The 18756-nt window shown below is 55.7% G+C and carries 17 protein-coding genes; 5 read left to right on the top strand and 12 right to left on the bottom strand.

Annotation, left to right across the window (positions count from 1 at the left end; translation table 11 throughout):
* Positions 1 to 24 precede the first annotated feature (24 nt).
* From AC222A_RS06480 to AC222A_RS06470, 3 genes are read left to right on the top strand one after another with little or no spacing between them, the layout of a single operon-like run.
* Positions 25 to 1107 carry a TIGR03857 family LLM class F420-dependent oxidoreductase gene (locus tag AC222A_RS06480; protein WP_486774763.1) on the top strand — a complete coding sequence of 361 codons (1083 nt, stop codon included), beginning with the start codon at positions 25 to 27 and terminating at the stop codon, positions 1105 to 1107.
* A 31-nt stretch (positions 1108 to 1138) separates the two neighbouring features.
* A complete protein-coding gene (locus AC222A_RS06475; protein ID WP_372748179.1) occupies positions 1139 to 2209 on the top strand; it encodes a phosphotransferase family protein in 1071 nt (356 codons plus the stop codon).
* A gap of 22 nt (positions 2210 to 2231) precedes the next feature.
* On the top strand, positions 2232 to 3017 hold the full coding sequence (locus AC222A_RS06470) for an SDR family NAD(P)-dependent oxidoreductase (RefSeq protein WP_372748180.1): 786 nt from the start codon (positions 2232 to 2234) through the stop codon (positions 3015 to 3017).
* A 71-nt stretch (positions 3018 to 3088) separates the two neighbouring features.
* Here AC222A_RS06470 and AC222A_RS06465 read toward each other — a convergent pair whose 3' ends face one another.
* Complete coding sequence (locus AC222A_RS06465) at positions 3089 to 5560, bottom strand: TonB-dependent receptor (protein ID WP_372748181.1); 2472 nt, start codon at positions 5558 to 5560, stop codon at positions 3089 to 3091.
* A 264-nt stretch (positions 5561 to 5824) separates the two neighbouring features.
* On the opposite strand from AC222A_RS06465, the gene AC222A_RS06460 reads away from it, so the two are divergent.
* A complete protein-coding gene (locus tag AC222A_RS06460) occupies positions 5825 to 7108 on the top strand; it encodes a hypothetical protein (RefSeq protein ID WP_486774762.1) in 1284 nt (427 codons plus the stop codon).
* Between the two features lie 13 nt (positions 7109 to 7121).
* Here the strand turns inward: AC222A_RS06460 and recQ are convergent, their stop codons facing one another.
* Both recQ and AC222A_RS06450 read right to left on the bottom strand, forming a co-directional pair.
* Entirely contained in the window at positions 7122 to 9257 is a 2136-nt protein-coding gene (recQ, locus tag AC222A_RS06455; RefSeq protein ID WP_486774761.1) for a DNA helicase RecQ, read from the bottom strand.
* Positions 9258 to 9407: 150 nt separating this feature from the next.
* Entirely contained in the window at positions 9408 to 9614 is a 207-nt protein-coding gene (locus AC222A_RS06450) for a cold-shock protein (RefSeq protein ID WP_372748184.1), read from the bottom strand.
* A gap of 330 nt (positions 9615 to 9944) precedes the next feature.
* On the opposite strand from AC222A_RS06450, the gene AC222A_RS06445 reads away from it, so the two are divergent.
* Positions 9945 to 10967, top strand: coding sequence for an SDR family NAD(P)-dependent oxidoreductase (locus tag AC222A_RS06445; protein ID WP_372764287.1), 1023 nt, complete (start codon positions 9945 to 9947; stop codon positions 10965 to 10967).
* Positions 10968 to 10980: 13 nt separating this feature from the next.
* Here AC222A_RS06445 and AC222A_RS06440 read toward each other — a convergent pair whose 3' ends face one another.
* The 9 genes from AC222A_RS06440 to AC222A_RS06400 all read right to left on the bottom strand — a co-directional run bounded on the left by AC222A_RS06440 (position 10981) and on the right by AC222A_RS06400 (position 18751).
* Positions 10981 to 11634 carry an SOUL family heme-binding protein gene (locus tag AC222A_RS06440; protein ID WP_372764286.1) on the bottom strand — a complete coding sequence of 218 codons (654 nt, stop codon included), beginning with the start codon at positions 11632 to 11634 and terminating at the stop codon, positions 10981 to 10983.
* Positions 11635 to 11639: 5 nt separating this feature from the next.
* Positions 11640 to 11978: a hypothetical protein gene (locus tag AC222A_RS06435; protein WP_372758344.1), complete on the bottom strand. Its 339-nt coding sequence runs from the start codon at positions 11976 to 11978 to the stop codon at positions 11640 to 11642.
* Positions 11979 to 11993: 15 nt separating this feature from the next.
* Positions 11994 to 12290, bottom strand: a complete 297-nt coding sequence (locus AC222A_RS06430) for a putative quinol monooxygenase (RefSeq protein ID WP_372749417.1) — start codon at positions 12288 to 12290, stop codon at positions 11994 to 11996.
* A 33-nt stretch (positions 12291 to 12323) separates the two neighbouring features.
* Complete coding sequence (locus AC222A_RS06425; RefSeq protein WP_372749416.1) at positions 12324 to 13835, bottom strand: WS/DGAT/MGAT family O-acyltransferase; 1512 nt, start codon at positions 13833 to 13835, stop codon at positions 12324 to 12326.
* 188 nt (positions 13836 to 14023) lie between these two features.
* Entirely contained in the window at positions 14024 to 14437 is a 414-nt protein-coding gene (locus tag AC222A_RS06420) for a group II truncated hemoglobin (RefSeq protein ID WP_372749415.1), read from the bottom strand.
* 81 nt (positions 14438 to 14518) lie between these two features.
* Positions 14519 to 15400 (bottom strand): alpha/beta hydrolase, encoded by an 882-nt coding sequence (locus AC222A_RS06415; protein WP_486774760.1) that lies wholly within the window; start codon positions 15398 to 15400, stop codon positions 14519 to 14521.
* Positions 15401 to 15604: 204 nt separating this feature from the next.
* Positions 15605 to 16540 carry a winged helix-turn-helix transcriptional regulator gene (locus AC222A_RS06410; protein WP_372758346.1) on the bottom strand — a complete coding sequence of 312 codons (936 nt, stop codon included), beginning with the start codon at positions 16538 to 16540 and terminating at the stop codon, positions 15605 to 15607.
* A 73-nt stretch (positions 16541 to 16613) separates the two neighbouring features.
* Positions 16614 to 18311, bottom strand: a complete 1698-nt coding sequence (gene paaN, locus AC222A_RS06405) for a phenylacetic acid degradation protein PaaN (RefSeq protein ID WP_486774759.1) — start codon at positions 18309 to 18311, stop codon at positions 16614 to 16616.
* A complete protein-coding gene (locus tag AC222A_RS06400) occupies positions 18308 to 18751 on the bottom strand; it encodes a lipocalin-like domain-containing protein (protein ID WP_372747339.1) in 444 nt (147 codons plus the stop codon). The genes paaN and AC222A_RS06400 overlap by 4 nt, the downstream gene beginning before the upstream one ends.
* Positions 18752 to 18756: the final 5 nt, after the last annotated feature.

The raw sequence follows: 18756 nt of genomic DNA, 5'->3' as shown, positions 1-18756 counted from the left end.
AGCAACTAGGGAATGATACCCGCGATGGCAACGCCGACCTCAGAATTTCCAGAACTCGGTTTTTACGCTCTGCCCGGCCACACCCGCACGCCCGCCGACCTGCTTGACGAAGTGCGCGCCGCTGAAACACTCGGTGTCGGCTCCGCCTGGCTGTCAGAACGCTTCGACGTGAAGGAAGTTGCCGCATTGGCCGGCGCCGCTGGCGCCGTCACTGATAAACTCGTTATCGGCACTGGTGCGACCAACATCAACTCCCGCCACCCGATGCTTACCGCAACCATGGCCAGCACGCTGCACCGCCTGACCCACGGCCGCTTTGCATTGGGCGTAGCACGTGGCGTCGGTATCCGCTACGACCTGATGGGCATGGAAAAAGTCACCAACGCCCACCTGAGCGAGTTTGCCGACATGATGCGCAAACTGTGGCGGGGGGAACGTGTCAGCCATAATGGCAAGCTCGGCAATTATCCCTACCTGCACATGAATGACTGGCTCGACGAAGACATTCCGCTCATGTTTGTCGGCTTCGGCCCTAAGAGCCTGCGCTTTGCCGGCAGCCTGTTCGACGGCGTCATCCTGCACACCTTCCTCTCGGACCAGGCCTTAAAGAAAGCGGTAGCCTGTGTGCGAGAAGGTGCAGAAAACGCCGGACGTGATCCAGACGCCGTAAAAGTATGGAGCGTGCTGGCGACTGCCTGCGATGCTGACGAAGCCACCTACCTGAAATATATCGTTGCCCGCATGGCGACCTACCTGCAGGCACCCAACTACGGCGAACTGCTGGTCGATATCAACGGCTGGGATCGCGCCACACTGGATGCCTTCCGCGCCGACAAAGTGGTCAGCAAAATGCCCGGCGGCATCGACAGTGTTGCCAGTACGGAGCAGCTGCGACACATTCGCGATCTTTTGCCCGAATCCTGGCTGCCCGCCGCTGTGGGTTCAGCCGAAGACTGCGCGCAACGCTTTAACGACCAGTTCGAGGCCGGTGCCGACGGCATCATCATCCACGCCAGTCAGCCACACGAGTTTGCGCCAGTACTGGAAGCTTATCGGAAAGTACGCGACAAAAGCCGCTTTACTGATCGCACAAACCGCCCCTGCTGAAAAACGCGCTGCTCACTAACAGAGAGATATCATGACAGAAGAATTACGCCCCACCCCGGCCCTCGATGACACCGAAGCGGTTCGCGCGAGTCTCGAGCAATGGTTTGCTACCCAGGTGTATCCGAACCGCGACGTCCGTATTCCAGCGCTGAAAATCCCTGAAAATACCGGCATGTCCAATATCACACTGATGTTTGACTGCATACTGGATCAAGGCGCACAACGGCTGCCAATGGTTGCGCGCCTGCAAGCGCAGGGCGAAAAGCTCGCCTTTCCGGAATACAACCTGCCCATGCAGTTTGACGCCATGAAAGTGCTCAGCGAAATCGACGGCTTGAAACTGCCAGAGCTAGTCGATGAAGAACCCACCGGCCAGGTACTGGGCTCACCGTTTTATATCATGCACCAGACCGCCGGTCGTATTCCGCCCGACATGCCGCCCTATCACATGGACGGCTGGCTTTGTGAAGCCACACCGGAAACACGAGGCGCACTCTGGAATAACGCGATCAACATGATGGCGACGCTACACCGTCAACCTATCGAGAGCGCACCGATCGCAGGGTTTATAAAACGCTACGACTTCCCCAAATCCTTCGACGACCAGTTGAGCTATTGGGAGCGCTACATGGATTGGGGGCTGGAAAACGCCCGCAACGAAGATTGTGAAGTAGCCCTGCAGTGGCTGCGCCAACATCAACCCAGCGAACAATGCCAACGCCTTTGCTGGGGCGACTCGCGCATGGCGAATATCATTTTTGAAGAGCAAAGCTGCGACGTTGCCGCTCTGCTCGACTGGGAAATGCTCTGCGTTGGCGATCCACAACAGGATATTGCCTGGTGGATATTCATGGATGAACTGTTTAGTCACGGATTGGGTGTTCCCCGACTGGAGGGCCTGCCCGACGGCGATGCAACCGCCAGAGACTGGCAGCAGTTAACAGGCTTACACACTGACAACCTGCACTACTACCGAGTGTTTGCCGGGCTGCGTATTTCTCTGATCCTTGCACGAATGTCTCTGGCTACCGACAAAAGCATGCTGGAGCAGAGTTTTGCAAGCAGCTATATGCGACGCGTAATGAACGAGCACAACAACTAAAGATAACTCGACGAGATCACTTATGAATATCGACTTTTCTAACAAAACCTATCTGGTTACCGGCGGCGCCTCAGGCATTGGTGCAGCAACTGTTCGCTATCTGGCCACGCACGGCGGCAATGCCGTGATCGCAGACCTCAACCGCGAAGCAGGCGAAGCATTAGCAGCGGACTTTCCACAACACGTGCGTTTTCACCCAACCGATGTTACCGAGTTGGATCAGCTCATTGCTGCCTGTGATCTGGCCGCCGAAAGCTTCGGCGGCCTCGACGGCGCGGTGAACAGCGCGGGGCTGGGCAGTCTGGGCACCACCACCGACATGCCACTGGAAGAATGGCACAAGGTCATCAACATTGACCTTCACGGCGTGTTCTACGCCTGCCGGGCCAGCATTCCCCATCTGCGTAAACGCGGCGGCGGCAGTATTGTTAACGTCGCATCGCTCAGCGGCGTTCGCGCCGATCACGGCTTTGCGGCATATAACGCCGCTAAAGCGGCTGTCATCAACTACACCCGCACCCTCGCGCTGGATCACGGTGGTGACAATATTCGCGCCACCGCCGTATGCCCGGGTTTCATTGAAACCCCCCTTACTGAGATTCCGGGATCCATTGACGCGGTGAAAGACGCATGGCTTAACGCCATCGCACTTGGTCGGGGCGGTAGCGCCGAAGAAGTCGCCAATCTCATCGTATTTCTGCTGTCACCGGCAGCCAGCTATATCACAGGCACTGAAGTGGTAATTGATGGCGGCATGGGTAGTTCAAACAACCAACCCAATCTGCCCAGAATTTTTTCATCAATGTAATTGCTGAAAGGCTGAAATTTCCTCAAAAAAAAGGCCGCGAAAGCGGCCGTCAAAGAGGAAAGTGGCAAGGCTTACATGCCCCAACGGTAGATCAGATCAACACCATAGCTGCGCGGCTCGCCGAACATGACGGATCGCCCGGCCTGTGGCAGGTTATGCACATTGTTGATGCTATAGTCTTCATCCAGCAAGTTCTTGCTCCATACCGCCAGATCCAGGGTGCCGTCCAGCACCGCGAGATCATACATACCCAAGCGCGCATTCAGCACCGCAAAATCATGCTGTCGATCCTGGGCAAACGTAGACGTTTCAGCTTGGGCGCCACCATTGCGCTCGTCAGTGTAGGAGTAGGTCGCGTTAAACCCTAACCGTTGACCCAGACCGCCGGTCCACAGCGTCCAGTCTACCGCGGCGGTATAGGCGTGCTCGGGGGCTGAGTCGAACACAAAGCCGTCATCAATTTCACCCGACAACGGGTTGCGACTCGGTGCGATACTGGCATCCAGATAGGCGTAGTTCAGAATCAGAATCAGGTTTTCTGACACCAGCCAGGTCGTGTCCAGCTCAAATCCTTCCAGCGTAGATTCCCCAGCATTAGCAACTGTGGTGTCGCTTACCGCATTAGGTACAGAGAAGTTCAACTGCTGATCTTCAAACTTCTGCTGAAAAATATCCGCATTCAACTGCACGCGGCCACCGAAAAAGCGAGATTTAAGGCCGAGCTCGTACGCGATAACTTTTTCAGGGTCGAACCCCTGGCGAAAGCGCTCGGCACCGGCCGCCGTAATTTGCTCGCGAGTATTGAAGCCACCGCTTTTATAGGCCTCATTACGTTTTGCGTACACGTTGACGCTGTCAGTCACTTCATATTCGGCAATCAGGCTGTAGGAATCGTCTTCAAAATCCCGGTCGCCAATTGCATCGTAAAACACATCATTGATCTGGGTGCCAATATCCAGATTGTCACGGTCTTTGTTGTCACCATCACCGGGTATGACAGTAAATGTCATTTGGCGACGGAAGGCGCGAGCATAGCGCGAATCTTCCGAATGACGCAGGCCAAGCGTTAAATTCAAACGCTCTTCCAATACCGGCGGCCTCCAGCTCAGCTGGGCAAAGGCGGCCTTGGCAGAGTTCTCAATGTCATAGCGCGCCTGAGTCAGAATCTCGATGCGAGTATTGGTGTTATTGCCGTCTTGGGTGCTGCCCAACGGTGCCGAAATCAAGTGACCAATCTCGCCCGGACTCTGCCGCGCCTCTTCTTCAAAATAATACAGACCGGCAATGTAGTTCACGCGGTCATCAAACAATGAGCCCGAGAACTGCAGCTCATGAGAAAACTGCTCCTGATCGATATCCGGAGTAAAACCGTCGTATTGGATTGAGCGGCCAACACAGCCGGCCGCACAGGGCATGGTAGCGCCCGATGTCGGCGCCACCGGAAAGCCGAACAGCGGCTCGTTGTCGAGACGATAGCCATCGGTGCGGGCACCGGTTGCCAGCACGGTGGGAGTGGCGTCGTACAGATCACGCTGGGCGTAGATATATTTGATTTCCAGGGTTTCACTAACGCTCCAATCCAAAGTCAGCTGGTGACCGGAAATATCGTTAACGGCTTCAGGCATGGGAATGGCGGAATGAATTTCATCCGGCAATTCCTCGCTGCGATTAAAGTCATAGAACTGGCGAGCGCCCGAGTTAATCAGATTGGTGATCGCAATACCTGAATTGGCATTGGGGTTTGGTATCGGATCCGATGGCCGGATGTGCGAATAGGTCATATTGGTGTTGGTAACTTCAGCCTTATCGTAGGCGTAATCAACCCGCAGGCTGTCGTTCACCTCCCAGCCAAAATCAAAGCGGTAACCTTCGGTGTCAGAATCACCAAAATCACCACCTTCGCCAGTGTTTTTGATGTAGCCGTCCACGCCTTTTTTCAGGTAGGCAAACTTGGCAGCGGCGCCCTCCCACAGTGGCACGTTTAACATGGTGCGGCTGTTAAACAGACTGCGGTCGCCCACGGTGAGGTTCTGCTTGAATTGCAGTGCCTCGGGATCCGGACGCTTGGTGATCAGGTTCACCGCGCCACCGGTTGAGTTGCGGCCGTAAAGCGTTCCCTGTGGTCCGCGCAGCACTTCGATACGCTGCAGATCGGATATCTCAGTCGCCAGCGCCGCAGAGCGGGCAATATAAGCGCCGTCCACGTAAACCCCCACCGGCGGGTCCTGGGTAATCTGGGCATCAATCAAACCGATACCGCGAATGTAAATGCGCAGCGTGGTGGTATTGATCGGAAAAGGCTGAATGGTCAGTGCAGGTACATTATTGGCCAGATCACCCACATTACCTATACCCTCACGCTCCAAGGCTTCCTGCCCAAAGGCATCCAGTGCAATGGGCGTATCCTGAAGGGATTCGGCTTTGCGCTGGGCGGTAACGACCACCTCCTCCAGAGTAAGGTTATTTTGCTGGGCGGCAGCGGCCGACGAGAGCAGGGCCAACGCCAAACCAAGCTTGCCCTTGCGCGATGAAGATGACGTCATACGAGAATTCTCCGGCTGTCGTGTACAATTTATTCTTCTGACTGGTACAAGTAATCGTCGTAGTGTAGCGGGGCTACCAAGCCTTAAACACGGCGGAAGGCGTCAGTTTCATGCGCATTTTTGTTCATCAATATGCCTATTGCCACCAATCCCGCAAACCGCCACATGCTGCAGCCACCCCGGTGACTGGCGGTCTGTGAGCCAATCCTCAATCCCGGTTCACGGCTGTGCTATGATGCCGCGAAAATTGGTTGTGTCGTTCCCGTGTCTGAATTGTTTGATGTCGCCATTGTCGCTCAGGACTACCCGCCTGCAGTTTTACAGCGCCTGGCTTCCCTGCTGGGAACCAGCCCGGCCAAGCTCGCCCGCGCCCTGCGTAAACGCGACCTGATTGTCAAAAAGGATCAGGATGAAGCTGTCGCACAGCGCTACGCCATTTTAATTTATGAGAAAACCGGGGCGGAAGCCATCGTAGTCGGCGGCCCTGATCTACACGCCATTCCAGCCAGCGACAAACCTAAAGCTACCAAAGCCGATGCCAGTACTAAAGGCGCCGGACTGAATCAGCGCTGGCTCAGTGTAATGGCTGTGAGCGTGCTGCTGGGCATACTGGCACTGTTTTTTTTCATACAGCGCGACACACCGCTTGATGCCGCTCTGCACCTGCAAACGGCACTGGAAACCGGCAACAGCAGCGAGCTCGCGCAACACGTGTCGATGGACGCCTTGTGGCTAAAGCTCAAGGCAGACGTGTCAGCAGACCCTGAACTGAGCAAGCGTTTTGCAACCTCGCTGTCCAGCCAGGCCTCCCTGGAAAGTATCGCTACCCTGTGGCTGCAATCCGGCGCCACCGCCGGGGCTCCAACGTTAATGCAGGTGCTGTTACGTGCGCTGGCGGGTGTCGCCCAACACCCCGAACAGGTAGCGCTGATGGAGGAAGAACGCAACAGTGCCGTCATTACCAGTCGCTTCACCCGACCAGATCTGGACTTAGGTTTTCAACCCCAGTGGCGCATGGAGCGACGCGGTGATCACTGGGCCATTGCCCAGTGGCTGAATGCAGTATCTCTGCTAACAACCGTAGACGCGGCAGAAACCCAGACCCTGATAGCTGCCAATCAACGGATACACGAAGAACTGGCGGGGCTGGTAGGAGAATTCAGTTATCAGCACCGGATCACTGGTGTGCACCGCTTCAGTTTGGGTCAACTGCGCATCAACGCCACCATCGTCAACGGCTCACACCAGAGCCTGCAAACGCTTTCGGGAAAACTGTTTGTGTATGGCGTGCAGAGCAAACAGGTGTATGCCAGCAAACCATTTCAGTGGCACGCCAAAGAGCGCGTGACACCACCGGGCGGCAGCGTCAGCGTAGAAGTCTTTTTCAGTCTGGATGAAGGTTGGCCAGATTTGATTAAAGCCATAGAACGCAACACCGAAGCGCTGGAAGTGGGCTACGCCATATCCAGCGCCAGCTACCGTACTGGTGAAGTAATCAAACCCTATGCCGACTTTGCCGAATTACAGGCGGCCACCAACGTAGAGTAATTGCGGGCACGAGTCAGAGCCGCAATGCAGCGCGCACGCAACCCAACACGCCGTAGTCGTACTCGCCGTCAAAGGCTTCATAAACAGCCTTAAGACCGCCCTGCTCGCTCAAGGAAAACGCGCCGCCCAAGGCTTCCAACTCCGATGCATCGAGCTCCACCACGTCCTCAAGTTCGATTTCGTCACGCTCGATACCCAGAGCCAGATGTCGATACACGGTATTGAGCGTCAGTTCGCGGCGGTGTGCGATTTCCAGCGGGGTCAGCCCCTGACTCAGCAACACCAGAGTATCGCTTACCGTGTCGCTGACCGGTGCCGGCTCATGGTACTCCTGCAAAATCGCCAGAAACCCCTCGCCATAGGCATCCAACTTGCGCTCGCCAATACCGCTTATCCGCCCCAGCTGTTCCAGCGTTTGCGGCACTCGCTCAACCATCTCGGCCAACGTGGCATCATGAAAGATCACATAGGCGGGTACGCCCTGGTCTTCCGCCAGCGTTTTGCGGTGAGCCCGCAACGCTTCCCAGAGTTTCTGATTCCCACCACTGAAAGCCACATTGCTTTTGCGGGTTTTCTGCTTGTCGACTTTGGGCATTTTGCGCAGGGTCAGCGACTGCTCGCCGCGCAATACCGGGCGCGCTGCATCGGTCAAAAACACACTGCCATGCCCCTCGTAATCCACCCCCAATAGGCCAATGGCCATCAGCTGGCGAAACAGCGTACGCCATTCGCCCTGATTCAGCTCACTGCCAATTCCGTAGGTGGAAAGCTTATCGTGATCGAAATTCTGAATGCGCTCGAACACTTGTCCACTGCCCACACCGCGCAGCACATCCACCACATAATTCACCCCAAAGCGCTGTCCGGTGCGATACACACAGGACAACGCCTTCTGCGCCGCCACCGTGGCATCCCAAGTCTGCGGAGGCGTGATGCAGTTGTCGCAGTTACCGCAGGGTTCATCGAGAGCTTCGTCAAAATAGCGCAGTAGCACCTGACGACGACAGGCATGGGTTTCACACAGGCCCAGCATGGCATCTAGCTTGTGGCGCTCCACCCGTTTGCGGCTTTCCTCAGCAGCGCTTTGCTCCTGCATCTGGCGCAGGGTAATCACATCCTGCAGGCCGTAGGCCATCCATGCATCGCTGGGCAGGCCATCGCGCCCGGCGCGACCTGTTTCCTGATAATAAGCCTCAATACTTTTCGGTAAATTCAGGTGAGCCACAAAGCGCACGTCAGGTTTGTCGATGCCCATGCCAAACGCAATGGTGGCCACCACTATCACCCCGTCTTCACGCAGAAAGCGCTCCTGATTCTCCTGCCGGATATCAGTGCTTAAGCCCGCGTGGTAGGGTAACGCGGTAAAACCCTGTTTGTTCAGCCACTCAGCAGTATCCTCCACTCGCTTGCGCGACAGACAATAAACAATACCCGCCTCGCCTTCGTGATTGTTCAGAATAAACCGCTTGAGCTGATCCCGGGCGTTGCCCTGATTTTCGCTGATGTGGTAACGGATATTGGGCCGGTCAAAGCCGCTATTGAAAATTTCGGCATCCTGCAGATTCAGCCGTTCGATTATTTCCCGGCGGGTCGGCAGATCTGCTGTCGCGGTCAACGCAATGCGCGGCACCGCCGGAAAGCACTCGTGCAGAATCGATAGTTGCTGGTATTCGGGCCGGAAATCATGCCCCCACTGGGATACACAGTGTGCCTCGTCGATGGCAAACAGGGACAGCTCGGTTTGCCGCATCAAATCCAGCATGCGCGGCGTAACCAGCCGCTCCGGTGCTACATACAGCAGATCGAGATCGCCCTGCCGGAACAGGGATTCCACCCGAAAGGCCTCATCTGCGGCCAGCGAAGAATTGAGGTATTCGGCACGCACACCGTTCTGCTGCAACGCCTGCACCTGGTCGCGCATCAGGGCAATCAGCGGTGACACGACAATGGCAGTACCCGCGCGCACCAGCGCAGGTACCTGGTAACACAAGGATTTACCGCCACCAGTGGGCATCAACACCAGCGCATCGCCGCCGTCGATCACCTGATCGACAATGGCCTGCTGCTGGTGGCGAAACTGCTCGTAGCCGAAAACGCTGCGCAGCACTTCCTGTGCCGGACTGGGCGCGCTTTTGGAAGAAAACAACATAGATCATCCCTGGAGAAAAGGCGCTATTGTCTCGAATTCACTGGGGGAAGGGAAACGCTTGAGACATTCAGAAAGGAGATGCCCGAAGAAACAGCAGGCATAAAAAAAGCAAGCCCGAGGGCTTGCCTTTCTGGTAAACCGAGGCAGCTATTAGATAGCTACGATGTTCTCGGCTTGAGGACCTTTCTGGCCCTGGGTCACGGTGAATTCTACCGCTTGACCTTCTACCAGGGTTTTGAAGCCTGAACCGCTGATGGCGCTGAAGTGTGCGAACACATCTGGGCCGCCTTGCTGCTCAAGAAAGCCAAAACCTTTAGTTTCGTTGAACCATTTAACAGTACCGGTAACTCTAGACATAACAATAAATCCTGTAGGAAAAAAATATCAAAGCGCCACTCAGTGTTATGAAAACTGAAGAAGCACGAATAGCGGGAAATACTAGGCTGAGATTTCGAACTACAGGACGAAGAACTGCAAAGGTGCGACGAAACGAGTGTTCAAATATTAGTCTTTCTTTCTAGCTGAGAGCTACATTATCGAGACCCTGAGCTGATGTCAAACATTTTCTGGAAACCACTGTGAAATGAAGGTGTTGATCACGATAATGGAGCGGGGCCCGCTGGGCGACAGCACCCGTCTGCCCTATTGAAACATATACAGCTCCGCTACCGACAAAAGGATTCAGCAATGCGCATATTGGTTACCGGCGGCACCGGCTTTGTCGGCTCACACGCCGCCCTGGCATTACGGGCTGCCGGGCATGAGGTTCGCCTGCTGGTGCGCAACCCCGCCAAACTCGAGCGGGTAATGGCGCAACACGGCGCTCAGGCAAAAGAAGCGTTTCCCGATATTGTCAGCGGTGACGTGACCGATGCCGCTGCAGTGAAACAGGCACTAAGCAACTGCGACGGTGTGGTACATAGCGCCGCTTTTGTCTCTACCCATAAAAAAGATGCCGACAACGTTATCAGCACCAATGTGGGCGGCACCCGCAATGTAATCGGCCAGGGTTGCGAACTGGGCCTGAAACACCTCGTGCACATTTCCAGCCTGGCCGCCCTATTCGCCCCTGGCTTGTCATCGCTCACCGGGGAAGAGCCGCCGACGCAATCCAAATCTGCCTACGGACAATCAAAAGCCGCCGCAGAGCATTTTGTCCGAGACCTGCAGTCCAAAGGCAAGCCCGTTAGCATAATCTACCCCGGCAGCATTATTGGCCCTCACGACCCAGGCTTGTCCGAACCCATGAATGCCCTGCGCATTTTCAGCTCGCGCATGGGTGTGGTTACCAGCACGGGCATCCAGTTTATCGATGTGCGCGATATTGGCAGCGCCTGCGTTGCCATACTCGAAAAGCTCGATCGGCCAGAGCGTATTCTACTTGGCGGTCACTACTACCCATGGAAAGAGCTGATCAGCACACTTTATGAGCTGACTGGACGCCGCCTGCCCTACGCGCCCATTCCCGGCCCACTACTGCGGCTAATGGGAATATTAGGAGATGCATTTATCACGCTGACTGGCGTGAACATTCCGATTACGGCAGAAGGCACCCAATACGCTACACGCTGGGTGCGAAGTGACGACAGCAAATTTGAAACGGTGCTAGGGCTTAGATTTAGACATCACCGTGAGACCTTGGCCGACAGTCTGCACTCGCTGTATGCGGCCGGGCACATTAAGCGCAAGCATTTGGGGAAGCTTGCCTAGCTAGGCGCAAGAACTACCCAGGATTGGCAACTGGAATAAGAATCTCATTGCGCCGTAGAAACCAGGGCACGAAGGGCGGATTATAACGCGCCCAGATCGGCTCATCTTCGGCGACATAGCCCTGATCCGCGATCCATGCCTGTAACTGGGCAAGATTTCGGCGATAGCCCTTCTCGCTCCAGAAGCCTGAATAGCGAACGGCTGCCATATAGCGGGCCGGCACCTGTCGTATCACCACCGCTGGATCTGTTGGTGTAGGAGTAGTCTCCAGCGTAAACGACGCCGGCATCATAAAACTCACCGCCCACTTGCCGTCTTTCTGCGCCTGACCTACCGGCGAGGTCATAGCGATCTTTTCGCTCTCGGCGGTCTGTCCCACTGGCGAGGTCATAGCGACCTTCTGCTGGGCCTCGTTGTTGCCGGAAATGTAGCGAAACAGGCGACCAAAGGCCTCATTGCCAGCGGCTTCAAAATCGCCGTCTACCAACGTTTCCGCGAGAATATGCGGCGCGTACTGACGAAGCTCAAAGGGCTTTTCATCAACCACCACGGTGTATTCGGCCTCTTCCACCGCCATCACGTGTGCTCCCGTCAAAAGAAATACAAAAGCAAGAAAACGCGCCGCGCATCGGCCAGCCATCTGGCTCGCAGGGATTGATCTCGTCATCGCTTTCAGCACTCCGGAAAAAGTAAGCGTAAGGCCCGCTGCGAACCAGCCAACAGACTCAGGCCATCAGGTTCAGGGGCTTTACAGGGCGTCGCATTTAGCGCCCGCGCCACACTCGCAGCGGCGGGTGTAAAATAGAGACACAACTCGCAATGCAGGCCGCCTGACTCATACCGCGTAAACACAGCCATATCATCGGGTTCACCAGCCTCATCAAATGCGATTTCAACCCCAGCCTTTATCTGCTCCGGCTTATCAATCGCCAGCAATGGGTCACCGAGAACAATCCGCAACCACATAGCTATGACGTCGCGCGCCGAGGCATGAACATGTGCAAGAACCACAGACAGCCATCGCGTTCAAATGGAGATTTCGTCGGCATAAAAAAGCGAAATGGATGGTGGCTCGGTGGCCAAGGCACTTATCTCGTCAACAAAGGCAATTGAGGCAGGCACAGCGAAATGCTGTTTCAACGCGGCCTCGTCGGCCCATTTCTCAACAAACACCAGCCGCCCGGCAATCTCCGGGTCCTGATACACACCGTGCTCAATACAGCCGGACTCGGCGCGCGAGCGCGCTACGTGCTGCTGACTGAGCTGCAACGCCTCAGACAGGCGCGCCTGCGGCACCGTCACACTGCCATGCACGATAATCATAACCCCTCCTGCAAGCAGCAATGTCCGGCTTCTCTATGCCTCTGTCGTGGTCTTGGCCTTGGTTACCTTTTTCTTGGCCACGCTCTTTTTACGCGCCGCCGCTTTACGGCGCGGTTTGGATTTTCCCTCGTTCGCAGCATCGTTAAACCCGGCAGCCACTTCCAGATCACACAGCGCCTCTTCCATATAGTCGATCAGCCGCTGAACCTGCGGTAACGAACGACGACAGGCAATAATGCCGAAATCCACATTCTCACCATAGGTCACCAGGGTAATGTTCATCGCCATACCATCGGTCACTATCGACAACGGGTAGGAGCCGTCCATGCGCGCGCCGTTCCAGTACATGGTCTCGCGAATACCGGGCACATTGGATATCGCGACATTATAAGGTGGCAACCGCGGCGTTAACCCGAGCGGCATAAATAGCGCGGAGGGTGACTGCATCAGCATGCTGACCAGCTCCACCTCCTTCGGTGACATACCCTGGTAAAACGCTTTGCCCGCCTGTACCGAGGCCATAATGGCGCGAATGCGCTCTGCCGGGTCTGCAATATGGGTCGAGAGATCAGCACTGATGGCCGCCACCGCATTGCCCGAATCCACATCGCCTTTCTGACGCAGAGAAACCGGCACCATGGCCTTCAGGCCCTGATCGGGAAGTTCCGCGTGATTGATCAGATACGTACGCAGAGCGCCCGCACACATACCCAGCACCGCATCATTAAAGGTGCCGCCATAGGCCTTGCCTAGGCGATGGATACGCGCAAAGGGCCACGACTGCGCGACAAAGCGGCGCGCGCCATCCACCCGGCTGTTCAGCACACTGCCTGGCACCCGCAAATGCGGCAAGGTGAGATCGCCGCCCCGCCCAGCCCAAGCCTTGGTAAAGCCCTTCAGCGCTCGATACAGATTGGCGCTGCTATCAAAGGTGGATTTGAGCATATCCGCTACATTGCGCAGCTCCTCCTCCGTGGGCAGACCCTGCTGGCCAGCCAGCAGCGCCTCTTTGTAACGATGCCAAGATTCCAGCGAGAGGGGCGAATTTTCCAGCACATAATTTGGGTCTGACGACAGCATACTGCGGGAAATATGCACCGAGCGGGCGCCGTCCACCGCCGCGTGATGAGTTTTGGTATAGACCGCAAACTGGCGGTTCTGTAAGCCTTCGATCAGATGCATTTCCCACAACGGCCGACTGCGCTCCAACAGCGTACCGTGCAAACGCGATACCAGAGTAAAGAGTTCGCGATAGCGTCCGGGCTTGGGCAAAGCTGAATGGCGCACGTGGTATTCCATATCCAGTGCCGGGTCCGGCTCCCACTGGGCATTACCCATCAGTCCCGCACGCCCCAACTTCAGCCTGTCCCCAAAGGGCGGCAACAACGCATCGGTATTGCGAATGGTATGCGCCAAGTTGTGGAGGAATTCTTGTTCATCCACACCCTCTGGCAAGGTAAAAAGGCTTACCCCGCCTACATGCATGGGCATTTCACGGTTTTCTGCCAGCAGAAAGCCCTTGTCCACCATACTCAATTTTTTCATCGTCACCTCTGCCTGTTGTTATATTCTGGTGTGCGCTAGCGCGCGAAAAAATCGCTGCGCAATTCTTTTGGCAAAGATAATGGAATACAGCAATTCGGCGGGGAGTTCAATGGCTGGCGTGGGTCAACAAAAATAATGGCAATTTCTTCCAACGGTGGGGCGCTGCCAAAGCTTAACACTCGATAATTTCACACATGACATGCCGCTCTGACCCTTTCCGCCGGCACCCGTAGCTGTTCTAGAAGATAAACTTTAAAGGACTCGTCATAAGGCTGATCAGCAATGGCTCTTTGCATGCATAAGAGCCAGGCGTCGCGCTGCGCATAACCCACCGACAAATGCCTGTGAACCGCTGGAATAACAATAGAACCAAAGTGTTCCGCGTACAGCCTTGGGCCACCCAACCAGCCCGATAGAAAATAGGCCAACTTCTTACGTGAAAGTGCAAGATCAGCCGAATGCATTTGCAAGATAACCCGAGCCTCAGGCAGCGTTTCCATATATGTGTAGAACGCATCCACAAGCCTGATCAGGCCAGAAAGTTCACCTGCGGCTTTGTATGACGAGTCGCCAGTGCCGTATGCCGGGGAAGGTTTATTCATAAAGATTTCAACGGATTCTGGCGCATTGATTAGACCCAACGGTTTGAACGACTCTGACCCCAATGATTATGATCATATTGATCAGGGTTGTAAGTGCCTAACAATAAATTCGATCTGGTCATCAATCACGTTCTCCCACAGCGGACTAACGTAAACATCGAAATGACCACAGGGATACGACTTAACCTCGGCGCGCGGTGCACGGCCAGCTGCGTCATGTGCAAAGCGCGCAGGCGTTATCAGATCTTGCTCTCCAATGGCGTAGAGAATGGGGCAAGCTATCTTGGCGGCCTCCGCCCCCGGACGATAAAAACCCAGCGTTAGTGCCACCCGTGCGGCTACCTCATTGCGCCAGGTAGAGCCACTCGGGTTCATGTTCGCGAAGCCTGCAACCGCATCTGGCGTCACCATCGCCGCAAGATCGCCAGCATTGCCCACGGCACCGATATAATAGGGCTTGCGTCCAAGAATCATTCTTAACACATCCCACAGGCCAGCCATCGTCAAGCGCAGTGAGTGGCCTATGCCAAGCGCTGGCAGATTTCTCAACCCATCGCAGAAAGGTACTTGTGCAATTGCCGCCGCTATTGACTGGTCACGTGCCGCCAATGTCTGAACATGGCCGCCACTGAACGAGCTCCCAAAGATGGCTATACGTGCCGGGTCGACACCGGGTAGTGCGCGCGCCGCTGCAATCGCTGCCTGCCAATCCTGCAGTTGGCGGCGAATGCTCAAAAGCTGACGCGGTTCACCGGCGCTGGCTCCAAAGTGGCGATAGTCGAACAGCAATACGACACAACCCGCTTGGGCGAACCGCTCCGCGTAAGCATCCAGCCTTTGCTCCCTCACAGCTGAGAAACCGTGAGCCATTACCACGCAGGGACTAGGCGAGCTGGACGCTGGCCGATATAACCAAGCGGCGCATGTTATTCCGTCAGATTTAAATTCAAGATCTGTACGCATGGTGCGTCTCCCTGACTCTCGTGTTGCTCGTCTAACGTGGAGTTAGAATAGCGTGCTGCGGCGCGTGGGTCTCAAACGTTTTACACGCTTAGTTCTCAACGGACCGCTCGATTGCAATCAATGCCTGTGTCTGAGCTCTCGCGACAGCCTGAAACCAGCGACAAATATTTTGACTGAAAAAATCTACCGCGAGCCAAAAGAAACTCAGTAATAAAAATCCGCAAAACCGATCGCTTCACCACACTGATCACATTTCATGGCACTGACGAGAGGCTGTTGGCAGCTGCGATGGCTTAATATCAACGCCGGTGCGTCACAAAACCAGCGATCACCCCAGCGCATGAGGGTGACAATGACAGGAAAGAGCGAGAGGCCCTCTTCGGTCAGGCGGTATTCGGCACGACCCTGCCCACTGCGGGTGAAGATGCCAAGTTCGGTAAGGCGGGAAAGGCGGCTGCTGAGAATATTCGTGGCAATACCCAACGCCTGCTGAAAACCGCCGAAGGTGCGCACGCGGTAGAAAGCGGCGGCAATGGTAAGAGCTGTCCAGCGATCGCCGAGTATTTCCAGAGTCCTGTCCATGATGGGGTGTTTGGCATCCAGTGCCGAAGGCGCAATCCGCGAACGACGCGAAGGCATGTCGCTGGCAAGGCTTTCATCCGGTGTGCCGGGGCCGTAGTGCCAGTCGCAGGCACGGGCCGTAAACGGGGTGTCGCACTGTGCGCAGCTGGGTATGGGGCTGAATTCCTTGCCGCACTGGTGGTGCTTTAGGTGGTGGGTGAGGCAGCCTTCGGTAAAGTGCCAGCGTTTGTCCCAGTAGATAATGGCCAGCGCCACGTCGTAAAGGTCTTTGCCCATTTCGGTGAGGTGAAATTCGTTGGTGCCGTTTACGCTGCGACGCTCGAGCACGCCCTGCTCTTCGAGCCGCTTCAGACGATTACTGACTAGGCTTTTCGACAAGCCCGTGCATTTCACCAGCTCGGTAAAGCGAAAACGACCGAGGAATACCCAATAAACCAACAGCAGTGAGCTGCGGTCACCCACCACACCCAGTGCCCGGCTTATCGCGCGCGCATGCAACAATGGGTTATCGATTGGCTGGTCTGTAGAGACCGGTTGGCCAGGCGTTGATCTGGGCATTTGAGTCATGTAGGCAGCTGTGTCATGAGCGCATCGTAACACCGCGCCAGCGCAAACGCTGAACCATCATCATTCATCGGTCATCCTTTTGTCGGCGGCTTTGGGTAATACGAAACCGCTGGGCGACAAAACCCAATTCGGTAAGCGAGGCATTTCCTGCCGGGTTCAGGCCCGTGACGTGAAAATCGCTGTAGGCCGCTGCAAAATTCAGTGGCATGGGGCCGGTGAGGTTTATTGTGAGTTGGGCACCGGCACGAGCGTATGCCTGCTCGGCCTGCGCGATGAACGCCTCGTTCGTGGAATAGAGAAACGCCGTAAGCCCACCCGCAGCACGCACATCCTGCGTGGCCTGTTGCAAGGCTTCGCTCGCGTCCTCGCACTCAATCACAAACGATACCGGCCCGAAGCGCTCTCCCAGATACAGCTCACGCTGGTTTGGAGTTACCTTGAGCATTAGCGGTGTGCGTGTGCGCGCATTGGGGTAATCGGGATGCTCGTAGACACTGCTGGCCAAAATAACCTCGGCCTGCTGTGCCAGTTGATCCAGCATTTTTTCGGTATCTGGCGACTGAATCGTGGCCATAATCATGGCGGCCTTACGCGGATTGGTAGCGATAGCGCTTATGGCATCTGCAAGCCTCTGGCGCACCTCATCCGCACCGACCCAGTGATCACCTTCGCGCACGCCTTGTTTGGGCAGATAGATATTCTGGGGGCTGGTGCACATCTGCGCGGAAAACATGCACATGGTGGTAGCCAGTGAGCGGATAACCGCATCAAGATCCTTGCAGGAATCCAGCACCACAGTATTCACGCCGGCGGTTTCGGTAAAACACAAGGCGGGGTGAGCATTCTGTTCTACCCAGCTGCCAAATTGTGCGCTGCCGGTAAAATCGACAATGGCAGTTTTCGGGTGTTTAACCAATACTTTGCCCAGCGGTTCGTTGCGAGTATCCAGTTGCAGGGTGACCAGATCCGGATTCTGGCCGTAGGCTGCCAACACTTCGCGAAAGCATTTAACGCTGAGCGCCATCGGCAATACCGACCCGGGATGGGGCTTGACGATAACTGGATTGCCGGTAGCAAGACTAGCCATCATCGACGGCCAGGCATTCCAAGTGGGAAAACTGGCACAGGTAAAACACACGGCCACACCGCGCGGTACCAGCCGGTAGGTTTTATCCAGGCTAATAGTGGCTTTGCCAAACTGACGCTCCCAGCGCGCGTTGGTGGGCGTAAAGCTCATCGCCTCATAGGCGTAAACCAGCGCTTCAATTGCACGGTCCAACGCGTTTACACCGCTTCCAGTAAAACTCATATTGGGGCTTTGGCCGGCGGTATGCATCACTGCCTTGGCCATCAGAAACACCTGCTGCTCGAGTGCGTCGATCACCTCCAGTAATATACCGATGCGCGCCTCCGGACTCAGGGCGGCCCAGTCCGGCATGGCGATTTCGGCTGCGTTAAACAGTGTGTCGGGGTTACAGCGCGGATAGGTGATACCCAAGGGTTTGCAGGTGTAGGGTGAAATTTCATCGCCTACCTGATCCACTATGCCGGGCAGCGCTATATCAAACGGTTGGTTGAGCAAAGCCTGAAAAGTCTGCTCTGCCTGCTCGCTCAACGCTTCGTTATTAGTGACCAGCGCAGCGGCCTCGGGAAAGGGCGACCAGTGAAAACGCTCCTTACAGGCTTTGCGTGCGGCGCTAAAACGCGCTTCATGTTTCTGAAACAGATTGCTGCTCATGCTTATACTTTCAGCCACACTCATACTCTTCTCCAGCGAATACGGTGATGTTTAATTCCCTTGGGGGTTTGCTCATCCGCGGACAAAGTCAGGTGCTTACCATTAAGTGAATCGCCCTCGAATGTCATTCGCCGCCGTTGCTCACTACCGACAAAATTTGGGTTCAGTGACAGCTCAACCCTGTGCACCACGTCCTCACCGTCGATGTGAAAGGCACCGCCATATGAAAAGTAGCTATCGAAAGCCGCGAGTTTTTCTTCAACTGGTGCCTTGGCAGGTACCGGGTTGGATAAGACCGGCCGGTCTGCGCGGGCAATGGTGGCGCTCATTTGACCATCCGGGGTGTACAGAATGCGCCCCACGGGCTTTTCACCAAAGGGATAGCTGGTTTTATCACCCAGGCTGATGGTCCAGGATTCCAGCGCCCAACCGCCAACAATGGGGTGATCAATTATTGTTATCACATCAG

It is taken from the genome of Litorivivens sp. (assembly GCF_057445395.1).
The sequence above is the reverse complement of the archived record's forward strand: the minus strand, read 5'-3'. Positions and strand labels throughout refer to the sequence as shown.